The sequence below is a fragment of the Paenibacillus sp. sptzw28 genome (genome assembly GCF_019550795.1).
Lineage (GTDB): Bacteria > Bacillota > Bacilli > Paenibacillales > Paenibacillaceae > Paenibacillus_Z.
Window position 1 is genome coordinate 514,942 of sequence record NZ_CP080545.1, and the last position, 17,585, is coordinate 532,526.

14 protein-coding genes are annotated in these 17,585 nt (G+C 52.3%); 5 read left to right on the top strand and 9 right to left on the bottom strand.

The window, feature by feature from the left end; all coding sequences use genetic code 11:
* Positions 1-74: 74 nt before the first annotated feature.
* Both KZ483_RS02415 and KZ483_RS02420 read left to right on the top strand, forming a co-directional pair.
* On the top strand, positions 75-2,357 hold the full coding sequence (locus tag KZ483_RS02415; RefSeq protein WP_220351198.1) for an ATP-dependent DNA helicase: 2,283 nt from the start codon (positions 75-77) through the stop codon (positions 2,355-2,357).
* A gap of 35 nt (positions 2,358-2,392) precedes the next feature.
* Positions 2,393-3,019, top strand: a complete 627-nt coding sequence (locus KZ483_RS02420; RefSeq protein WP_220351199.1) for a histidine phosphatase family protein — start codon at positions 2,393-2,395, stop codon at positions 3,017-3,019.
* An 88-nt stretch (positions 3,020-3,107) separates the two neighbouring features.
* Here the strand turns inward: KZ483_RS02420 and KZ483_RS02425 are convergent, their stop codons facing one another.
* The 5 genes from KZ483_RS02425 to KZ483_RS02445 all read right to left on the bottom strand — a co-directional run bounded on the left by KZ483_RS02425 (position 3,108) and on the right by KZ483_RS02445 (position 8,094).
* The gene (locus KZ483_RS02425; protein WP_220351200.1) at positions 3,108-3,821 is read right to left on the bottom strand and encodes an anti-sigma factor; all 714 of its coding nucleotides are present in this window, start codon (positions 3,819-3,821) and stop codon (positions 3,108-3,110) included.
* Positions 3,822-3,849: 28 nt separating this feature from the next.
* Entirely contained in the window at positions 3,850-4,431 is a 582-nt protein-coding gene (locus KZ483_RS02430; protein ID WP_220351201.1) for an RNA polymerase sigma factor, read from the bottom strand.
* A gap of 91 nt (positions 4,432-4,522) precedes the next feature.
* Positions 4,523-5,428, bottom strand: a complete 906-nt coding sequence (locus KZ483_RS02435) for a plastocyanin/azurin family copper-binding protein (protein WP_220351202.1) — start codon at positions 5,426-5,428, stop codon at positions 4,523-4,525.
* Between the two features lie 16 nt (positions 5,429-5,444).
* The gene (locus KZ483_RS02440; protein WP_220351203.1) at positions 5,445-7,031 is read right to left on the bottom strand and encodes a plastocyanin/azurin family copper-binding protein; all 1,587 of its coding nucleotides are present in this window, start codon (positions 7,029-7,031) and stop codon (positions 5,445-5,447) included.
* 187 nt (positions 7,032-7,218) lie between these two features.
* Positions 7,219-8,094, bottom strand: a complete 876-nt coding sequence (locus KZ483_RS02445; protein WP_220351204.1) for a LysR family transcriptional regulator — start codon at positions 8,092-8,094, stop codon at positions 7,219-7,221.
* A 146-nt stretch (positions 8,095-8,240) separates the two neighbouring features.
* On the opposite strand from KZ483_RS02445, the gene KZ483_RS02450 reads away from it, so the two are divergent.
* The 3 genes from KZ483_RS02450 (at position 8,241) to KZ483_RS02460 (ending at position 12,431) form a co-directional block, all read left to right on the top strand.
* A complete protein-coding gene (locus tag KZ483_RS02450; protein WP_220351205.1) occupies positions 8,241-9,134 on the top strand; it encodes a DMT family transporter in 894 nt (297 codons plus the stop codon).
* Between the two features lie 168 nt (positions 9,135-9,302).
* Complete coding sequence (locus tag KZ483_RS02455) at positions 9,303-11,291, top strand: GTP-binding protein (RefSeq protein ID WP_258881511.1); 1,989 nt, start codon at positions 9,303-9,305, stop codon at positions 11,289-11,291.
* Between the two features lie 51 nt (positions 11,292-11,342).
* The gene (locus KZ483_RS02460; protein WP_220351207.1) at positions 11,343-12,431 is read left to right on the top strand and encodes a nitric oxide synthase oxygenase; all 1,089 of its coding nucleotides are present in this window, start codon (positions 11,343-11,345) and stop codon (positions 12,429-12,431) included.
* Positions 12,432-12,813: 382 nt separating this feature from the next.
* Here the strand turns inward: KZ483_RS02460 and KZ483_RS02465 are convergent, their stop codons facing one another.
* The 4 genes from KZ483_RS02465 to KZ483_RS02480 all read right to left on the bottom strand — a co-directional run bounded on the left by KZ483_RS02465 (position 12,814) and on the right by KZ483_RS02480 (position 17,145).
* On the bottom strand, positions 12,814-13,791 hold the full coding sequence (locus KZ483_RS02465) for an ABC transporter ATP-binding protein (RefSeq protein ID WP_220351208.1): 978 nt from the start codon (positions 13,789-13,791) through the stop codon (positions 12,814-12,816).
* Positions 13,792-13,803: 12 nt separating this feature from the next.
* Positions 13,804-14,616 carry an ABC transporter permease gene (locus tag KZ483_RS02470; protein ID WP_220351209.1) on the bottom strand — a complete coding sequence of 271 codons (813 nt, stop codon included), beginning with the start codon at positions 14,614-14,616 and terminating at the stop codon, positions 13,804-13,806.
* Positions 14,617-14,622: 6 nt separating this feature from the next.
* Positions 14,623-15,399: an ABC transporter permease gene (locus KZ483_RS02475; protein WP_220351210.1), complete on the bottom strand. Its 777-nt coding sequence runs from the start codon at positions 15,397-15,399 to the stop codon at positions 14,623-14,625.
* 228 nt (positions 15,400-15,627) lie between these two features.
* Positions 15,628-17,145, bottom strand: coding sequence for a malate:quinone oxidoreductase (locus KZ483_RS02480; RefSeq protein WP_220351211.1), 1,518 nt, complete (start codon positions 17,143-17,145; stop codon positions 15,628-15,630).
* Positions 17,146-17,585: the final 440 nt, after the last annotated feature.

Sequence of the window (17,585 nt, forward strand, 5' to 3'; positions counted from 1 at the left end):
GGTTTGGCACAGATCTCATATTGATGATACAATGAAGAACAGATGTTCTTACAATTGGCTGAATAGGAGATCTTATGCCGGATATCGTCAAGATTTCAGTGCGGGCACTGGTTGAATATGTATATAGAAGCGGCAGCATCGATTCGGGCTTTCGGACGATTAACACGTTAACGGAAGGCACGAAGGCGCACCAGAAAGTTCAGAAGGACTATGCCGAGCTGGACCGTAAGGAAGTATACGTGTCGGAGGAGATCCTGTACAACGATCTTCTCTTTGTCATTGACGGGAGATGCGACGGCCTTCTGCGTGAAAATCACCATGTGACGATAGATGAGATCAAATCGACGGCGGGCGAGTTATCCGCCATTACGCCTCAGACCTATCCTGTGCATTGGGCTCAAGCGAAATGTTACGCCTACATGGTCGCAAAGGAAGAAGGGCTTGAACGAATTCAGGTTCAGCTGACCTACGTCCAAGTGCAATCCGAGGAACGAAAACGTTTTGTCCTGGAGGCTTCTTTTGAAGAGCTAAAGCAGTTTATTCACGATATGGTCAAAGCGTATTTTCCATACGCGCAGCTTAAACACCGGCATGAGCAGGCGAGGGATGCAAGCATAAGAGAGCTTGAATTTCCCTTTGAGAAGTATCGCGAAGGACAGCGGAAGCTCGCGGGTGCGGTATATAAATCGATTGCGGACGGCAAGAAGCTGTTCGCCAAAGCGCCGACGGGCATCGGGAAAACGATATCGACCATTTTCCCCTCCGTCAAGGCGATCGGGGAAGGTTTGCTTGGGCGGATTCTTTACCTGACTGCCAAGACTATCACAAGAACGGCCGCTGAAGAAGCCTATGCGCTGCTGAGGTCGCGGGGACTTCACATTCATGTGGTAACGATTACGGCGAAGGAGAAGGTTTGTTTCCTGGAGGAGATGAGATGCTCCAAGGAGCATTGTCCGTATGCGGACGGCTATTACGACCGAATCAATGAAGCGCTGCTCGATATGCTGTCGAGTGAATCACTGATGACCCGGGCTGTTATTGAACAATATGCGCGAAAGCATGAAGTATGTCCTTTCGAATTTGCGCTGGATGCGGCTTATGCGGCGGATGCGATGATTTGCGACTACAATTATGTGTTCGACCTTCGCGTCAGCCTGAAGCGTCTATTCGAGGAGCAGAAACGTCACACCGTCTTGCTTATCGACGAGGCGCATAATTTAGTGGACAGGGCACGGGAGATGTATTCGAGCGAATTGAACAAGTCGGATTTTCTGACTATTCAACGGGAGTATAAAGGCAGAAACGGGGAGCTGCATTCCGCAGCCAAAAAGATCAACGATTATTTCATCGCGCTTCGCAAGCAAATTGGAGAAAACAAAACAGAGGTGACCAAGGATCTGCCGAAGCCGCTAATAGAATTGCTGGAGGCTTTTACTGCCGTGTCGGAGCGCATACTGGCGTCCGCCGGTGCCGGAGGGGCTGATGCGGGACTGCTTCTCGACGTCCATTTTGCGGCCGCGGGCTTCATTCGCATTGCCAAGCTGTATGACGAGCGTTATGTCACATATGCCGAATCCATCAGAAACAATGTTTCGATCAAGCTCTTCTGTCTGGACCCGTCCAACTTACTTAAGCAAATGGGTAAAGGCTACCGGTCCCACATTTTCTTCTCGGCCACACTGTCACCGCTTAACTTTTACATGGATATGCTTGGCGGGGATCTTGAAGCGGATTTCTCCGCGGCTATTCCGTCGCCGTTCTCCAGCGAGCAGCTGGATGTGCATATTGAGCCGCTGTCAACCCGTTACCGGCACCGTGAGGAAACGAAAGGGCCGATTGTACAGCTGATTCATCAGCAGGTGAAGAACCGGCCGGGGAACTATCTCGCATTCTTTCCTTCATACGAGTATATGAATAACGCTTATGAACGGTTCAACGTGTTGGATGGCGAAATGAACACCATGATCCAGGCGTCGGGTATGTCCGAGGAAGACCGGGAAGGATTTCTTGCCGCTTTCGATGCGGGGGCCAAGCAAACGCTCATCGCTTTCGCAGTAATGGGCGGCATTTTCTCCGAGGGCATCGATTTGGTGGGCGATCGTCTGACCGGTGTTATCATTGTCGGCGTCGGGCTGCCGCAGGTGTGCCTGGAACGCAATATTATGAAGGATTATTTTGATGCAGCAGGTAAGAATGGGTTCGACTATGCATATGTGTACCCCGGCATGAACAAGGTGCTTCAAGCCGGTGGGAGACTGATCCGCTCGGAGCAGGATCGGGGCAGCTTGCTGCTCATCGACGACCGTTATTTGCAGCCGCACTACAGGCGGCTGCTGCCCCCTGAATGGGAGGCTTGAAGCTCAGGATCATAAGACAAAGGTGGACTGGCAATATGACAAGCACGAAACTGTATCTCGTTCGGCATGGGCAAACGGAATGGAATGCGCAGAGCAGAATTCAAGGACACCTCGACTCACCTTTAACGGAGTATGGAACGAAACAAGCGGTGTGGGCCGGGGAGGCTCTGAGGGAAGTAACGTTTGATATTATATATGCCAGCTCGAGCGGCAGAACGGTCAGGACGGCCGAGATAGTCCGGGAATATAGTATGAATACGGCAGTCCCAATCATTGTGAGTGATAATTTGAGGGAGAAATATAATGGAAGCTGGGAAGGCCAGCTGCAGGAGCACCTGAATCAACAATATCCGGAAGAGCATCACGCATATTGGCATACTCCTCATCTGTACCGTCCCGTATCCGGCGAGTCTTTCTACGATGTGCGGAATAGAGCGGTACCCGAAGTACGGTCGATTATTGCCGCACACCCGGGGCAAACGATACTGATCGTGACTCATACCATACCTTTAAAACTGATTATGGCGCATTTTGAAGGACGGGAATTGGAGCATATATGGAACCCGCCGTTTCTGCATCCTGCTTGCTTGTGCATGGTCGAGCTTCGGGATCACCAGCCTGTCATACATTTGAACGGGGACATCTCCCACTTCAAAGAGTAATGAATAAACATAACCGATGTGAAAAAAGTGATGAATCCTTTTGTTACAGGACTCATCACTTTTTTGGTTTTTGCAATGTAACCCCCAGCTACGCCGAACCTAAGACCTTAGCGCCGCGCGGGTGATCGCCCCGGTCGCTCGGTTCCAGCGTAATGCCGATTGAGTCGTAAGCGAGGGAATCGGATGCAATCGGCATCGCCAGTAAGCCGACACCGTCGTCATTTACGCGGAATGTGCCGGCGCTGCTGCGCTGGCCGTTCTTGATGAGCCAGACCTGGTATGCCTGTTCTCCGCTTGTAGGCGGTGTCCGGAAGACATACACGACAAATTGTCTGCTTTGCCCATTATCGACTATACATGCGACGCCGTATGCCCGGGACGTGTTCGGGGATGGCGGATTTAATCGGGTCAACTCCTTGATTTGGGAGGCGGATACGGATAATGCCTGCTCTATGGGAATAGGAGAAGCCGTCCGCTCCTGATAGAGACGCACGTTCCAGACTGTGCCAATGATGAAGACCAAAGCAAGCGCTGCCCCAATTATGGCTAAGTACCGTTGTCTCCCGTACGGGCGTCGTCTTACCGTTATCCTGTTTCCGGCTTCAATCTCTGCCGTCATTACGGCGTTCATAACCTGCTGCTTTAAGTCAGCAGGCGGTTCAATGTAATCCATGTCCGTGGGAAGCGCCTCCCATACGATGCGCAGTTCCTCGATTTCCATCCTGCAGGCTTCGCAGCCGGGAAGATGACGCTCGAATTCGAGATGCTCATCGTCCGTAAGGACGCCGGATATATAGTCCAAACATAAATCGCATTCCGGCCGCCGATCTTCATCTCGCATCATATTCCCTCTCTTCTGCCAGCAGATGTCTGCGCAATATTTTCAATGCCTGGTGCAGCCGGTTTTTCACTGTCCCAAGCGGCTGATTATAAATAGCGGCCAGCTCGCTCAAGCTGTAGCCCTGCCAATAAAAATGCTCAAGCAGCATGATTTGCTGTTTGGATAAATGACAATACGCACTGCGGATTTGTTCCTTTACCGATTCCCGTTCCGCACGCTCCTCCGGTGACGCCGTATTCGCATCGGGGATGCGTTCGAGTTCTTCCGGAACGTATGGGACGAGCCCGGCTTTATCGCGCCGTTGTTTGCGCAGCCAGTCCGTTGTAATGTTGCGCGTTATAGTAAGCAGCCAGCTTGTAAACCGGCCTTTTCCCGGATCGTACTCCGATTCGGTTGTCCAGAGCCGCATGAAGACTGATTGGACAATATCCCTGGCTGCCGGCTCATCCTTAAGCGCCTTCCAGGCAAACGAATAGATTAATGACGCATAGCGGTCATATAGAATGGAAAGTGCCGCCTGCCGTTTGCTTCTGATGAGCAGCATCAGTTCATAATCGGAAAGATTCTGCATTAAGGTTGTCCTCCAGGACAGATAAGTTACGTCCATCTTATCAAAAACGAGGACAGCCGTGAACGGCCGCCCTCAAGAAATTGAGTGCAAGTTAATTAGCTGTGACCACGATAACGGCTTTCATCCCCGGGTGGGGCGAGCAGTAGTAAGAAAACTCCCCGGCATCGGCGAATTTCACCAGCTTGGATTCGTCCTGAGCCAGCTGGCCGGTGTCGAATGATTCGTCATCGGCCGTGGCGCTATGCTTAACCGCGTCTTTATTAACAAATTTCACGCTGTCTCCTGCTTTGATCTCCAGCTTGTTTGGCGAGAAGGCGAAATCGGAGATTTCCACGACATAGACCTTTCCCTGCGGTTCGGCTGCTTTAGTTCCGGTGCCGGACGCGGTATTTTGTCCTGCGGCAGGTTTAGCCGGCGCCTTGGCGGGTTCGGACGTCTGAGCCGCCGGCTTTACGTCATCCTTCTTCGCAGCGTCTGAAGTACCGGAAGATGGGCTATCCGACTTGGCTGCGCCTGAGACTGCCTTATCGGCAGAAGTACTGCCGCTCTTCGCAGTATCCGAATTATTGGCAGACGAACTGCCGCTCTTTGCAGTATCCGTTTGATTGGAAGAATGAACATCCGTCTTGGCGGCGCCGGTCTGTCCGGCTGAAGAGTCGGCCTTCTCACCGCTAACGGCGCTACCGGTCCCGCTGACGTTGTTTTCTCCATCCTGCTGCCCTGTGGAAGCGGTTGATTGACCGGATGGTGCGGCGGTCTTGTCAGCATCATCTCCGGCTGTTGACTGATGCTCTGCAGACGGCTGTGCGGGTGTTGACGTTACAGCATTCGCGGAATCACCTGTGTTCCCGTCAGTCTTCTGCGAAGCCGCCCCGCTGGAGGAAGCCGTGTGATTGTTATGCTGATTTGAAATACTGGTGTTCCCTGAGCCGCACGCCGTGAGAAGCAGCAGACTTAGCAGGATGGAAACGACGGCAGCCGGTTTAAACGATTTCATGGTCATCACTGCCTGCTCACTTCACGATAATCTGGCCGGTCATAAATTTTTTGTGCGGTTCGCAGTAATAATCATAGGTTCCGGCTTTATTCAACGTTATGGTGTACGATTCCCCTTTGGCAAGCAAGGGGACGGCGAAGCTTCCGTCAACCGCGACAGCGTTGTGCTGCATGTCGTCGTAATTCGTGAAAACAATATGCGAGCCTGCTTCCACGGTCAGCGGACCTGTGCCGAACGAATAATCCTTGATGTCTACATGATAGGTCTTGGCCTGAGGGGCGGTCGTTCCGGTGAATTTGGCCGGATCTACGACAAACCATACATGGTTGACATCCTGCCCCTTCACATCGCCGTGTGCTTTATCCTGGATGAAATAATAGAGCGGATATCCTTTGTAAGTCGATTGCTTGCTGCCGTCAGTGCGGGTAATTACGCCCAAGTCCGATCCTGCCACGCCCGTTGGGCTACTTGTTCCGGAAGCGGTGTAAGCCGGCCAATTAACCAGGCAGTTTCCTTCGCATGCGCTCGTTTGCGGCGTATCTTTATCGAAATAATAGAGCGTGCGGCCATGGTCGTCGGTCAGATAGTTTCCTAGCGTAGGGGAAGTGCCGAGCATAACGGCGTAGTCGGATTTAGCCACGAACCAGACACCGCCGACGCCTTCGCCAAGCACATCGCCGGCTGCCTTGTCTTTAACAAAATAATAGAGCGGCCAGCCTTTATACGTCGTCTGCTTCGTACCGTCTGCGCGGGTCATCACAGAGAAATCGGCGGCGCTTAAGGAAGATGGAATCTGAAGCTGGTCGGAGTAGAAAATCGGCCAAGCCTTCAGGCAGTCCCCTTGGCATGCGTTAAGGTCTGCAGCGTCCTTCGTAAAGAAGTACAATGTGCGTCCGTTCTTATCGGTAAAGTAAGTGCCAAGCTTTGCATCTTTGCCAAGCCCGATCCGCTCGCCCGCAGGAAGCGATGCCGACGCGGCAATGACGCCCTCCGATTGAAGCATGGCGAACAGTGTATGGCCATGAGCCGTATCGGCGCTTAAAGCTTCGATTAGCGCTGTAGCGATCAGGCTATTCGTGAGGGAAGCGCTGCCTTTAATTTGCATCAGGCCTTTGGTTCCCGCGAAAGTCTCGGTATCCGCATATGCGAAGTCCGTTCCGGATTTGAAACCCATCACCTCAAGGAGAACCTTGTAGAGCTGTTTCGAGCTGATTTCGGCAGATGGATCGAATTTGCCGCCTCCCGTACCTGACCAGCCAAGCTCAGGATGATTTTTCAAATAAGCAAGGACCGGTTGATTGGCTTTGCCCACCTTATTTGCGTCGGAGAAAGTGGTTTTTCCCGTGTAAGCCATAGCTTTCTCCAATTGTCCTTGGAGACGAAGCGAAATAATGGCAGCTTGCAGACGGGTGGATTTCTTGCCTAAGTATGCTGCGGTAACGCCATCTCCGTCACCAAGCAGTAAACCGAGCTTCGCGGCTGTATCCGCGTCCGTTGTCACCGTTGCGTCCTGTCCCTCGGCCGATACGCCGATAGCAGGCAAGAGAAGCGCTGCGAGTAGCGTCATTACAATGAAAAGGGCTCCAATTCTTTTGCTGATCATCAAACTACCTCCCAAGAGTTTATCTGCTATAGCTCCCATGCTAAGCTCCGGCGCAGGAACGCAGGAAACTCACATCGGAAGCATAAGCTGATTATGGTTTACATAGAGAGGTAACGAACGGCTGAAGGAATCGGTTTGACGGCCAGGCATAAATTATTAAGATTACCGAACGCTAGTTGACGTTTATTCATTCTGCCGGATTAGGCAGCCGGCCGGCCAGCTCCCCGATAAAAGCCTGCAGAGCGCTGCTCATAAACGCATCCTTGCGTGTGATGAAGACGGTTTTGATGAATCTGGCGAATGGGGCGGGGATCTCGTGAGTGCGAACTGCGCCTTCCGCTTCAAGCTTCATTATGACGGTTCGAGGGAGCATCGATATGCCGAGCCCTGCTGCAACGCCGCCCAGGATCGCTTCGAGAGTGCCGAACTCCATGATTATCGAATGACTCAAGCCATTGGCCGACAGCCACTGCTCAAGAATGTCCCGGTAGGAGCAGCCGCGGCTGAATACAAGAACGGGTCTGGTCAAGGCCTCCCCGAGACTTGCTACAGACGGGGCGGAAACGATGCAAAGCTCTTCGACGAAGGCGGGAATCTGCGCAAGCTCGGGATGCTCGCATTCGTGGCCGATGAAAGCGCCGTCCAGTTCGTAATGGAGCACTTTATCGATAAGAAAATTGGTAGAACCCGTTATAAGCGACAGCAGGACATTCGGGTGCCGTTTGTAATAAGCCGCCATCAGCTGGGGCAAACGGACTGCCGCCGCCGTCTGGGAGGACCCGATCATGAGCGGCCCGCGCGGCTCGGTGTCGGATGAGACGGCTTTGCCTGCTTCATCCAGCAGCCCGATGATCTTATCCGCGTAGGCAAGTAACGTCTTGCCGCTCGAACTGAGTGTCATGCCGCGGTTATGGCGGTGGAACAGCACCGAACCGAGCTCCGCTTCCAGCTGCTGTATCCGGGCGGTCACATTGGACTGCACGTAGCCGAGCCGTGCGGCAGCTTTCGTAATTGAACCCTCGCGGGCAACCGATTGAAATACCCGTAAATCCGCGCTTTCCATTTGAGCTGATACCTCCTACCCTAGTTTCGGTTCCCTGATATCGTTTAATATGATGGAAAACATCTATTATAATCATTTTACAAGAAACCAACCCTCCTTTACAATGTAGACTAAGTCATACGGGTTGGAAACGGAGGATTTTTATTATGAATAAATGGAAGTATATCGGTCTCGTGTTATTGACGACGTTTCTGATGGGAGTTGCATTCCCGATAGGCAAAATTGGTCTATCGTATGCACCTCCCTTCTTTCTAATGGGAATCCGCTTCGTGCTGGCGGGCGGGCTTCTGGCGGTTATCGTTGCGAAGCGTCCGCGGCCGCGCGGTGCGAAGCAGTGGCTGCAGGCGGCTGTAGTCGGGCTGTTCCAATCGGCAGGCGTAATGGGCTGTGCCTACTTCAGCATGCACTGGATAACGTCGGGTGAGTCTGCCATCATCACCAGTGCGAGTCCCCTGCTCGTAATCATAATGGGCACACTGCTTACGGGGGCAGTTTACAAGCCGCGGCAGTGGGCCGGGGTAGTTCTCGGTTTTGTCGGAGTAGCCCTCAGCTTCGGTTTGCATGTAGGCATGCAGGCAGGGACTTTGATCAGTTTCGCGGGCACGGTTTGTTTCGCGACTGCCACCCTTCTCATTAAACGGTGGGGTCCCGCATTCGATATGACTGTGCTGGCCGCGTATCAAATGCTAGCAGGCGGAGCTGCGCTGCTCTTTCTCAGCGCCGTTACGGAACACCCGGCTTTTATATTTACGGGTGAATCGGTTGCAGTTGTGCTGTGGCTCGCCATTATGTGCTCAATCGTGCAGTTCTCGGGATGGTTCTATTTGCTTCGGAACGGGGACCCGGGCAAGACGAGCGCGTTTCTGTTTCTTGCGCCTCTGTTTGCGGTTTTCTCCAGCTGGCTGCTGCTTGGTGAGAAGGTGCAGTGGTATGTAGGTGCCGGCGGAGCGTTAATCTGCGTTGGTATTTTTCTGGTTAATTGGCAGGGGAAGCCGGGCTCCGAAAGACGTTTATCGAAGAAAGCGGTACTGGAGGGCTGACCAGGTTTACTCCATCAATAGCGCGTTGCAGGTTTATTTCGACGGAGAACCCCTTCAGGGTTAGTATGGAGGACACAATACCGCCTTGCCGGCAAGCTTCCTTATCGCGGGAGTTGCGTTATAATAGACGTATGATTGCGAAGGGGACGGGCGAGGATGAAGGGGCATATGGAACAGGCATTGCGGAATGTCGGGATTTTCGCCCATGTCGATGCGGGGAAAACGACGACGACCGAGCAGATGCTTTACCAAAGCGGGCACATACGTGCGCTGGGCAGTGTGGATACCGGAACGGCGCAGACGGATTGGCTTGATGTGGAACGGGAGAGAGGCATCTCGGTCAGGGCGGCCGTTACACGGTTTAATTGGAAGGGTACGCCGGTCAATCTTGTGGATACCCCCGGGCACGTCGATTTTCTGTCCGAGGTGGAGCGCTCGCTGCGGGTTATGGATGGGGCCGTCTTGATCATCTCGGCGGTTGAGGGCGTCCAGGCTCAAACCGAAGTAATCTGGCAGGCACTGCGGGACTTGGCTATTCCAACTCTGATATATGTGAACAAAATGGACCGTATCGGAGCCGATGCCGATGCTGTATTAAAGCAAATCCGACGCTTGCTGTCGAAGCGGGCGGCACCGGTCCAGGCGCCGGAGGGAGCGGAAGCTTCCTTCACCGGACCGATCAACTTGCTGGGCGAAGGAACGGCAGCGCTGCCGTCATCGATTACGCCTTACATTGAATTGCTCGGAGAGTCGGCCGCTGAGCTGAGCGAGGGACTGATGCTCAAGTATCTGGAAGAAGCAGCACTGACACCCGGTGAGCTTGTGCCTGCCATCACGGAGGGCGTTTACCGCTCGGAGCTGTTTCCCGTTCTGTTCGGCGCTTCGAATCGCGGAATCGGCATAAAAGAGTTAATGGATGCGTTGGTACGTTATCTGCCGCCATCCGGCGGCTCGGAGGAATCGCCGGTCTCCGGTGTCGTCTTCAAGATGGAGAAGGATCCGTCCATGGGCAAAATCGCTTATGTACGTCTCTACGACGGCGTTATTCGGAATCGCGACACGGTATCCAATTACACCCGCGGATATCAGGATAAGGTTACCCAAATCCGCCGGGTTCACGGCCAGAAAACGGAGGATATCGGTATACTCAGAGCCGGGGACATTGCGGCTGTCTGCGGCTGGAATCGGGCAAGGATCGGCGACATTATCGGCTCCCCGGAGGGAGTGCCGGGCGAGAAGCGGCTTGCCGTTCCGCTGCTGACCGTTCAGGTGCATTGGCGGAATGAGGCGGAATACCCCGCAGTAGTGGCTGCCTTCAGCGAACTCGCGGATGAAGATCCGCTATTGGACCTGCAGTGGCTGCAGGATGAGCGGGAGCTGCATCTGAAGGTGATGGGACCGATCCAGATGGAGGTGCTCACGCACATTCTCCGCAGCCGGTTCGGGCTGGAGGTAACATTCGGGGCCCCGTCGGTTATTTATAAAGAGACGCCTGCCGGGGCGGGTGAAGGATTCATCGCATACACAATGCCCAAGCCGTGCTGGGCGATTCTGCGGTTTCGGATCGAGCCGGGCGAACGGGGCAGCGGACTTGAGTACACTTCAGTAGTGCGTGGCGAGAATTTGCTGGGCAGCTATCAGAACGAAGTGGCGCGGCGGGTGCCCGAAGCGCTGCAGCAGGGGCTGCTCGGCTGGGAAGTAACGGACTTGCGGGTGACGTTAATAGAAGGAGAGCACCATGTCTGGCACACGCACCCGCTTGATTTCGTAATCGCGACGCCGATGGGCATCATGAATGGGCTGGCGAATATCGGCACAAAGCTGCTCGAGCCGATGCTCAAGTTTCGGCTCTCCGTTCCCGAAGAATACGGCGGCAAGCTGATGAATGAGCTGGTCGTCATGCGGGGAGAGTTCGATACGCCGGTCGTGCGGGGCGAGCGAATGGAGATTGAAGGGGTGCTGCCGGTGGCTACGACACTAGATTTTCCCGCCAGGCTCGGTTCGCTCACGAAAGGGCGCGGCACGCTCTCGACCATGTTCTCGGGCTATCGGGATTGTCCGCCTGACGTTCACGTGGAGCGGACCCGCAGAGGGGTCAATCCGCTCGATCAGGCGAAATATATACTGGCCGTACGCAATGCGCTGATCCAGAACTAACCACCTAAATCAGAAGAATGGCAGGATCGTGATATGCGAGAAAATATCCTCATGGACACTAAACAACTTATGGATGAAGCGGAGTCGTTTATCCGCATGTGTTATGGCGAGCTTGGCAAGTCGGAACAGGAAACCGTCGCACGGCTTAAGGAAATCAACAACCAAATCAGGAATGAAGGCAAATACGAGCATACCTTCGAGGAGCTTTCGCACGGGGCGAAACTCGCTTGGCGCAACAGCAACCGCTGTATCGGCCGCCTTTTCTGGGACTCCTTGATCGTTCGCGACGCGCGACATATCTCTACGGAAGAAGCGCTCGCGCAGGAGCTGCTGCAGCATATTGAGTTTGCGACAAACGGGGGCAAAATATTGCCGGTGATCACGATCTTCTCCCCGGAGGAGCGTGATAAAAGATGCGTGCCGCGGATATGGAATCATCAGCTGATTCGCTATGCGGGATACGAAACAGCGGATGGCGTCGTAGGCGATCCTGTTTCATTAAAGCTGACGTCATTGTGCCAGGAGCTCGGCTGGAAGGGAGCTGGAACGTCTTTCGATGTTCTGCCGCTTGTGGTGCAGCTCGGGGACGATAAACCGCGATGGTTTGAAATTCCTGAGCATATCGTGATGAAAGTGTCGATTGTCCATCCCGAGTATGCAGCCATTGGCGATTTGGGGTTACAATGGTACGCGGTTCCGATCGTATCCAATATGCGACTTGAAATCGGCGGTCTGAATTACACAGCTGCACCGTTTAACGGCTGGTATATGGGGACTGAGATTGGGGCGCGCAACCTGGCCGATGAATTCCGTTATAATATGCTGCCCAAGGTGGCATCTGCTATCGGGCTCGATATGAGCCGTGAGTCGAGTTTGTGGAGGGACAGGGCGCTTGTCGAGCTCAACGTGGCGGTCCTGCATTCTTTCAAAGCAAGCGGTGTGACGATTGTTGATCATCATACCGCAAGCAAGCAGTTTGGGCGGTTTGAGGAGAGGGAACGGCAGAGCTCGCGCTCCATTACAGGTGATTGGACATGGCTCATACCACCTGTATCACCTGCTGCGACCCCTATCTTTCATACCCATTACGACAGCACGGAGCTGAAGCCGAATTTTTTCTACCAGGATGAACCCGGTTGAACGGAATTCTATTAATCGGGGGATTCAAAAACAGCTCGAAGCGCGAAGAAGAGCAATGCTGGAGCGATTGCCAGCGGCTAACCCGCTGCCTCTGACAGGATTTGGAGTGCAAGCAGGAGATTCCTGCTTAGGGAGGCAAACGAATGTAAAATTTGGTCGTTAACCGGGATTTTACTTGTTAAAGCAGGGATCCTGCGGCCGTTCGGAGTAAATTAGGGGTTGTAAACGGGGGTTTCCTGCTTAAGAACGCAAACCGAAGCGCGGTTTATTCGGTAAGAAGGAAATTCCTGCTTTCGCAATTCCGGCATGCATACCGGGATACCTCGAGCCGGGCAACAACACCCTGCCACTTACGATAAGAGGGCGGGGTGTTGTTTACTTTTCACCTGGACTTATACACTTCGCGGATGGCGTCTTCGATATCCGGCTCCTTGACGCTCAAGTCCTGGATCGGCAGCTTCTTGGACAGATCGGCAATCAGTTCGGCCGCCGAAATCCGGCTTTTCTCGAATTGGTACCAGATCTTGAGCCCTTCCTGCTTGACGATCTCCGCGCAGGGGTGCTCCAAATCGCTGCACGGCTCCTGCAGCTCGATGAACAGAACGCGCTTGGGAGTCAGCTTATGAATCAGCGATTCCATTGGTCCGTCCTCCACGACCTTGCCGTTATTCACGATCACCAGCCGGCTGCACAGCTGCTCGACATCGTCCAGGTCATGAGTGGTCAGGATGACCGTAACGCCGCGGATGCGATTCATTTCCTTGATGAAGTTCCGGATCGCGTGTTTGGCCTCCGCATCGAGACCAATGGTTGGCTCATCGAGAAATAGCAACGAAGGCGAGTGGAGCATGGCTGCCGCCAGATCGCCGCGCATCCGCTGGCCGAGCGAAAGCTGCCGGACCGGTGTATCGATAAATTCGTCAAGACGCAGCACTTCGCTGAGCACCCTCATGTTCTCCTCGTACATTGCGGTATCAATCTGATAGATTCGCCTTAACAGCTCGAAAGACTCGCCAAGCCGTAAATCCCAGTAAAGCTGCGTACGCTGCCCGAACACGACGCCGAGCTGTTTCACGACCGCTTTCCGGTCCTCCTGGGGGGAAATCCCGCATATTCTGATCGACCCCGATGTGGGATGAAGTATACCGGTCAGCATCTTGATCGTGGTGCTCTTGCCCGCGCCGTTCGGGCCGATATATCCGACGATTTCACCGGGCTCGATGGAGAAGCTGATTCCGTCCACGCCGCGAATTTTCTTCTTCACCGGAAATAGAAGTCCCTTTATTGCGCCCCGCAGCCCTCGTTCTTTCTTGGCGATAATATACTCTTTTACGACGTCCTTGATTTCAATTACAGCCATTATCGTTTCACCTCACGAGCCGGAGCTTTCGTAGTTTTTGAGTCCGAATTTGAATACCTGCTGGGACAATAAGAAGCAGACGATACCGATCACCGGCGTCCATATCGCCAGATTCGACGGAAGCTGGAATCCGTTTGCCTTGTGCAGAAATTCCGCCGAAGGGTAGAAGCTGATGAACCCGATAGGAATCAGGAAGGTGAACAGAACCTGGATCAAATATGGATAAATGCCGAGCGGATACATCGTTGCACGTTCGAGCATCGCCAGGGCGAAGCCGACCATCGAGGCGTTTCTTTTGGTCCAGAAGGCGATCGTCCCCAGTATGATGAACAGAGAAGCGCGTATGAGAACGCCGCCTATGATGACAAGTATTAATTTTACAATATTGGCAGCCGACCACTCAAATCCGACCAGATGGCAGCCGTACAGGAAGATAATCGTTCCTGGGATGAGATCGATCAGGCCGATAAAGTTAAAGTAGCTCGCCACCAGCTGGAAGAAGACATTCATAGGCCTAAGGAGCAGCCTGTCGAACGCACCGTTAATGACCATATGATCCATATGCCACGTATTGATGAAGAGCACAACCATTATTCCATGACTGAGCAATGCCAATCCGTAGATAAAGGACAGCTCCGGAAAACCCCACCCGTCCAGCGGCTGGAACCGGTCGACAATGATTTTCAGCATCCAGATGCCGGAAAAATATTGAATCGGAATCATCAGCAGCCAGCTGAACAAGAACAATGGATATTCCAATTGGCGCTGGATAGCGAGCCGGGCAAAGCAAGCCGCAACCGAATAATAATGGCGTAAAGCGGACATATCCGGTTACCCTCCTTGGATGAGCGTTTTAGTCTTCGTTTTCTTCCAGAAAGCGGCAAGAAGAAGGAATAGAATCCCGATCCATACCGCCTGTACCGCCATTGAGCTTAAGGCTGCTGCCGGACCGGTCTCGCCTATGTATATGCCAAGAGGGGTCTGGAAGGTATATTGAAACGGCAGAAACTTCGATACATTCTGGACACTCTCCGGGAAAAACCATAGAGGAACAATACTCCCCGACAGAACCCTTACTATGCTGTCTTTAACAATTCCCATGTTTCCGAGCTCCATGACCCAGAATGCAATCAGACCGACAAGCGCGCTTAACAGCCAAAGAATGCCGTAGCTCAGCAGGCAGCTGGGAATGAACAGAAGAAACCCGGTCAGGGACGCCGGCAGTGGAACGCCGAAGAAGAGCGAAGCGAACAGGATCAGCGGGAGCACCTTGTTCACCAGATTGCTGAGGGAGCCGCCCAGGTCGTCTGCCAGATAACAGGCGAGCAGCGGAATCGGTCTGTAGAAGTCGGTTACGATCTGCCCTTCTCTGATTTTTGAATAAATCGTATCCTGCACGTCGCACACGAAAATCGACGAGAGCAGAATGGAAACGACCGTATAGGTAGTCAGATCGCTTAAATTAAGCGAATCCACTTGTCCGATCGAGCCGCCGTAAGCCGCTTTCCATACGAAGATAGAGGCGACCATCAGAATCAGATTGGTGCCGACCGAAGCAAATACTTCAAACCGGTAAGCCAGATTGGACAGAATTCTCATTTTTGTCATATACCAATAAGCATGGAGCATAGATGACCCCCAGGATTCTCCGAATTCGTGGAAATATTTATAAAGTATAAGGGATTGCGGTAAAAATAGTAAAGTTAAAAATTCAAGCAGCCTGCTGGAGATTGCCGTCCTTTTAAATTGGCAAGGTTATGCTTACAAACAAAAAAGTCCTTGAAGATCAAGGACTTTAGATGACAGGCTGCGAAGTTTACTTCGAAACTTCGTTATTTATGATACGGTTCGGCGTGCTTTCTGTAACGGCAGGCCTTCACTTAGACCAAGCGTCCGCGCTGTTGAAGCATGATTTTCGTGAACAAGCTCCGGGTTATTCACCAGTGAGACACCATAAGTCGGAATCATTTCCTTAATTTTGGGCTCCCACGCCGTTATTTGTTGCGGGAAGCATTTTTTGATTACCTCAAGCATGACGGAAACGGCGGTAGAAGCGCCCGGAGAAGCGCCGAGCAACGCTGCGATCGAGCCGTCAGCGGCACTAATAACTTCCGTACCAAATTGAAGTGTTCCTTTGCCGGCAGCGGTATCTTTAATAATTTGCACACGCTGGCCCGCTACCAGTAAGTCCCAGTCCTCGCTCTTGGCGTTCGGGACAAATTCCCGTAAAGCTTCGATGCGCTTTTCTTTTGATAACATAACCTGCTTGATCAGGTATGATGTCAATGAAACGTTTTTTACGCCTGCCGCCATCATGGTTGCGAGATTTTGGGTGTTTACCGAAGTTACCAAATCTAACATTGAACCGTATTTTAAAAACTTCGGTGAGAAGCCGGCAAACGGTCCAAAGAACAACGATTCTTTCTTGTCGATATACCTTGTGTCAAGATGCGGAACAGACATTGGGGGAGCACCGACCGGAGCCTGGCCGTATACTTTTGCACGATGCTGCGCTACTATGTCCGGTTTTTGGCACACCAAGAACAGCCCGCTTACCGGAAATCCTCCAATACCCTTTCCTTCAGGAATACCGGATTTTTGCAGCAAATGCAGGCTTCCGCCGCCGCCGCCGATAAAGACGAATTTTGCAGTATGGCGTTCGACGGTATCGCTGTCCACATTCCGCACTTTCAATTCCCACGAGCCGTCGCTGGCACGTTTAATATCATCGACGTTATGTTTGAATTTGATATCGACTTTTTTGCTCTTTAAGTGGGTGAACAGAGTGCGCGTTAAAGCGCCGAAGTTAACGTCAGTTCCGGATTCGATTCTTGTTGCCGCTACAGGTTTATCGAGTGCCCGGTCTTTCATCATAAGCGGAATCCATTCCATCAGTTTTTCAGGGTCATCGGAAAATTCCATCCCTTGAAACAGCGGATTGTTAGACAGCGCTTCGAAACGTTTCTTTAAAAATGTTACATCCTGTTCCCCTTGTACGAAACTCATATGAGGAACCGGCACAATAAATTCCCGCGGATTACGAATAAGATTGCTGTTTACAAGATAAGACCAAAACTGCTTCGAAACCTGATACTCTTCATTAACCTTTACCGCTTTGCTGATATCTATGGATCCGTCCGGTTGTTCGACGGTGTAGTTAAGCTCACACAGTGAAGAATGCCCCGTTCCCGCATTATTCAATTCATTAGAGCTTTCCTCTCCTGCGCCTTCGCGCCGCTCAAACACTTTAATTTCCCAGTCCGGCACTAATTCTTTCAGCAATGATCCCAAAGTAGCACTCATGATGCCGGCACCAATTAAGATAACGTCTGTTTTAGTTTGTCTGTTACTCATTTCTACCGTCCTTATACCCTACGATTTGAATATAAACCTATTATAGTGTATCACTATTAATTATATATGAAAATAATTGTACATGTCCTTGTATTTTTTTCATTAAAAAATGATCTTGGCTGAGCCGGGGCCGCTGCAGCCTTGTTCAGTTTAAATTGAAGGATTCGCACGCGTACGCATCACCTGGAACATGACTGTAAGTCAAGTGCACAAACAGCGCCGATTTTCCATTTTGACCATTTGAATGCGCACAGGGCCCTCCTTTTCAATACGGGGGTATGGTGGTTCTGCTAACCCTGATGAATTCAGCATATAAGCTTAACATGAAGGCCGTTTGAAGTTCCATTATTCTGTACTGGTTGATTGAGGGAAGTTTCGTTACATGCAAAAGGCGGTATTGTGGTACGATAGGAAAAGCCGGTTGTTTTGTAACGGAAGGT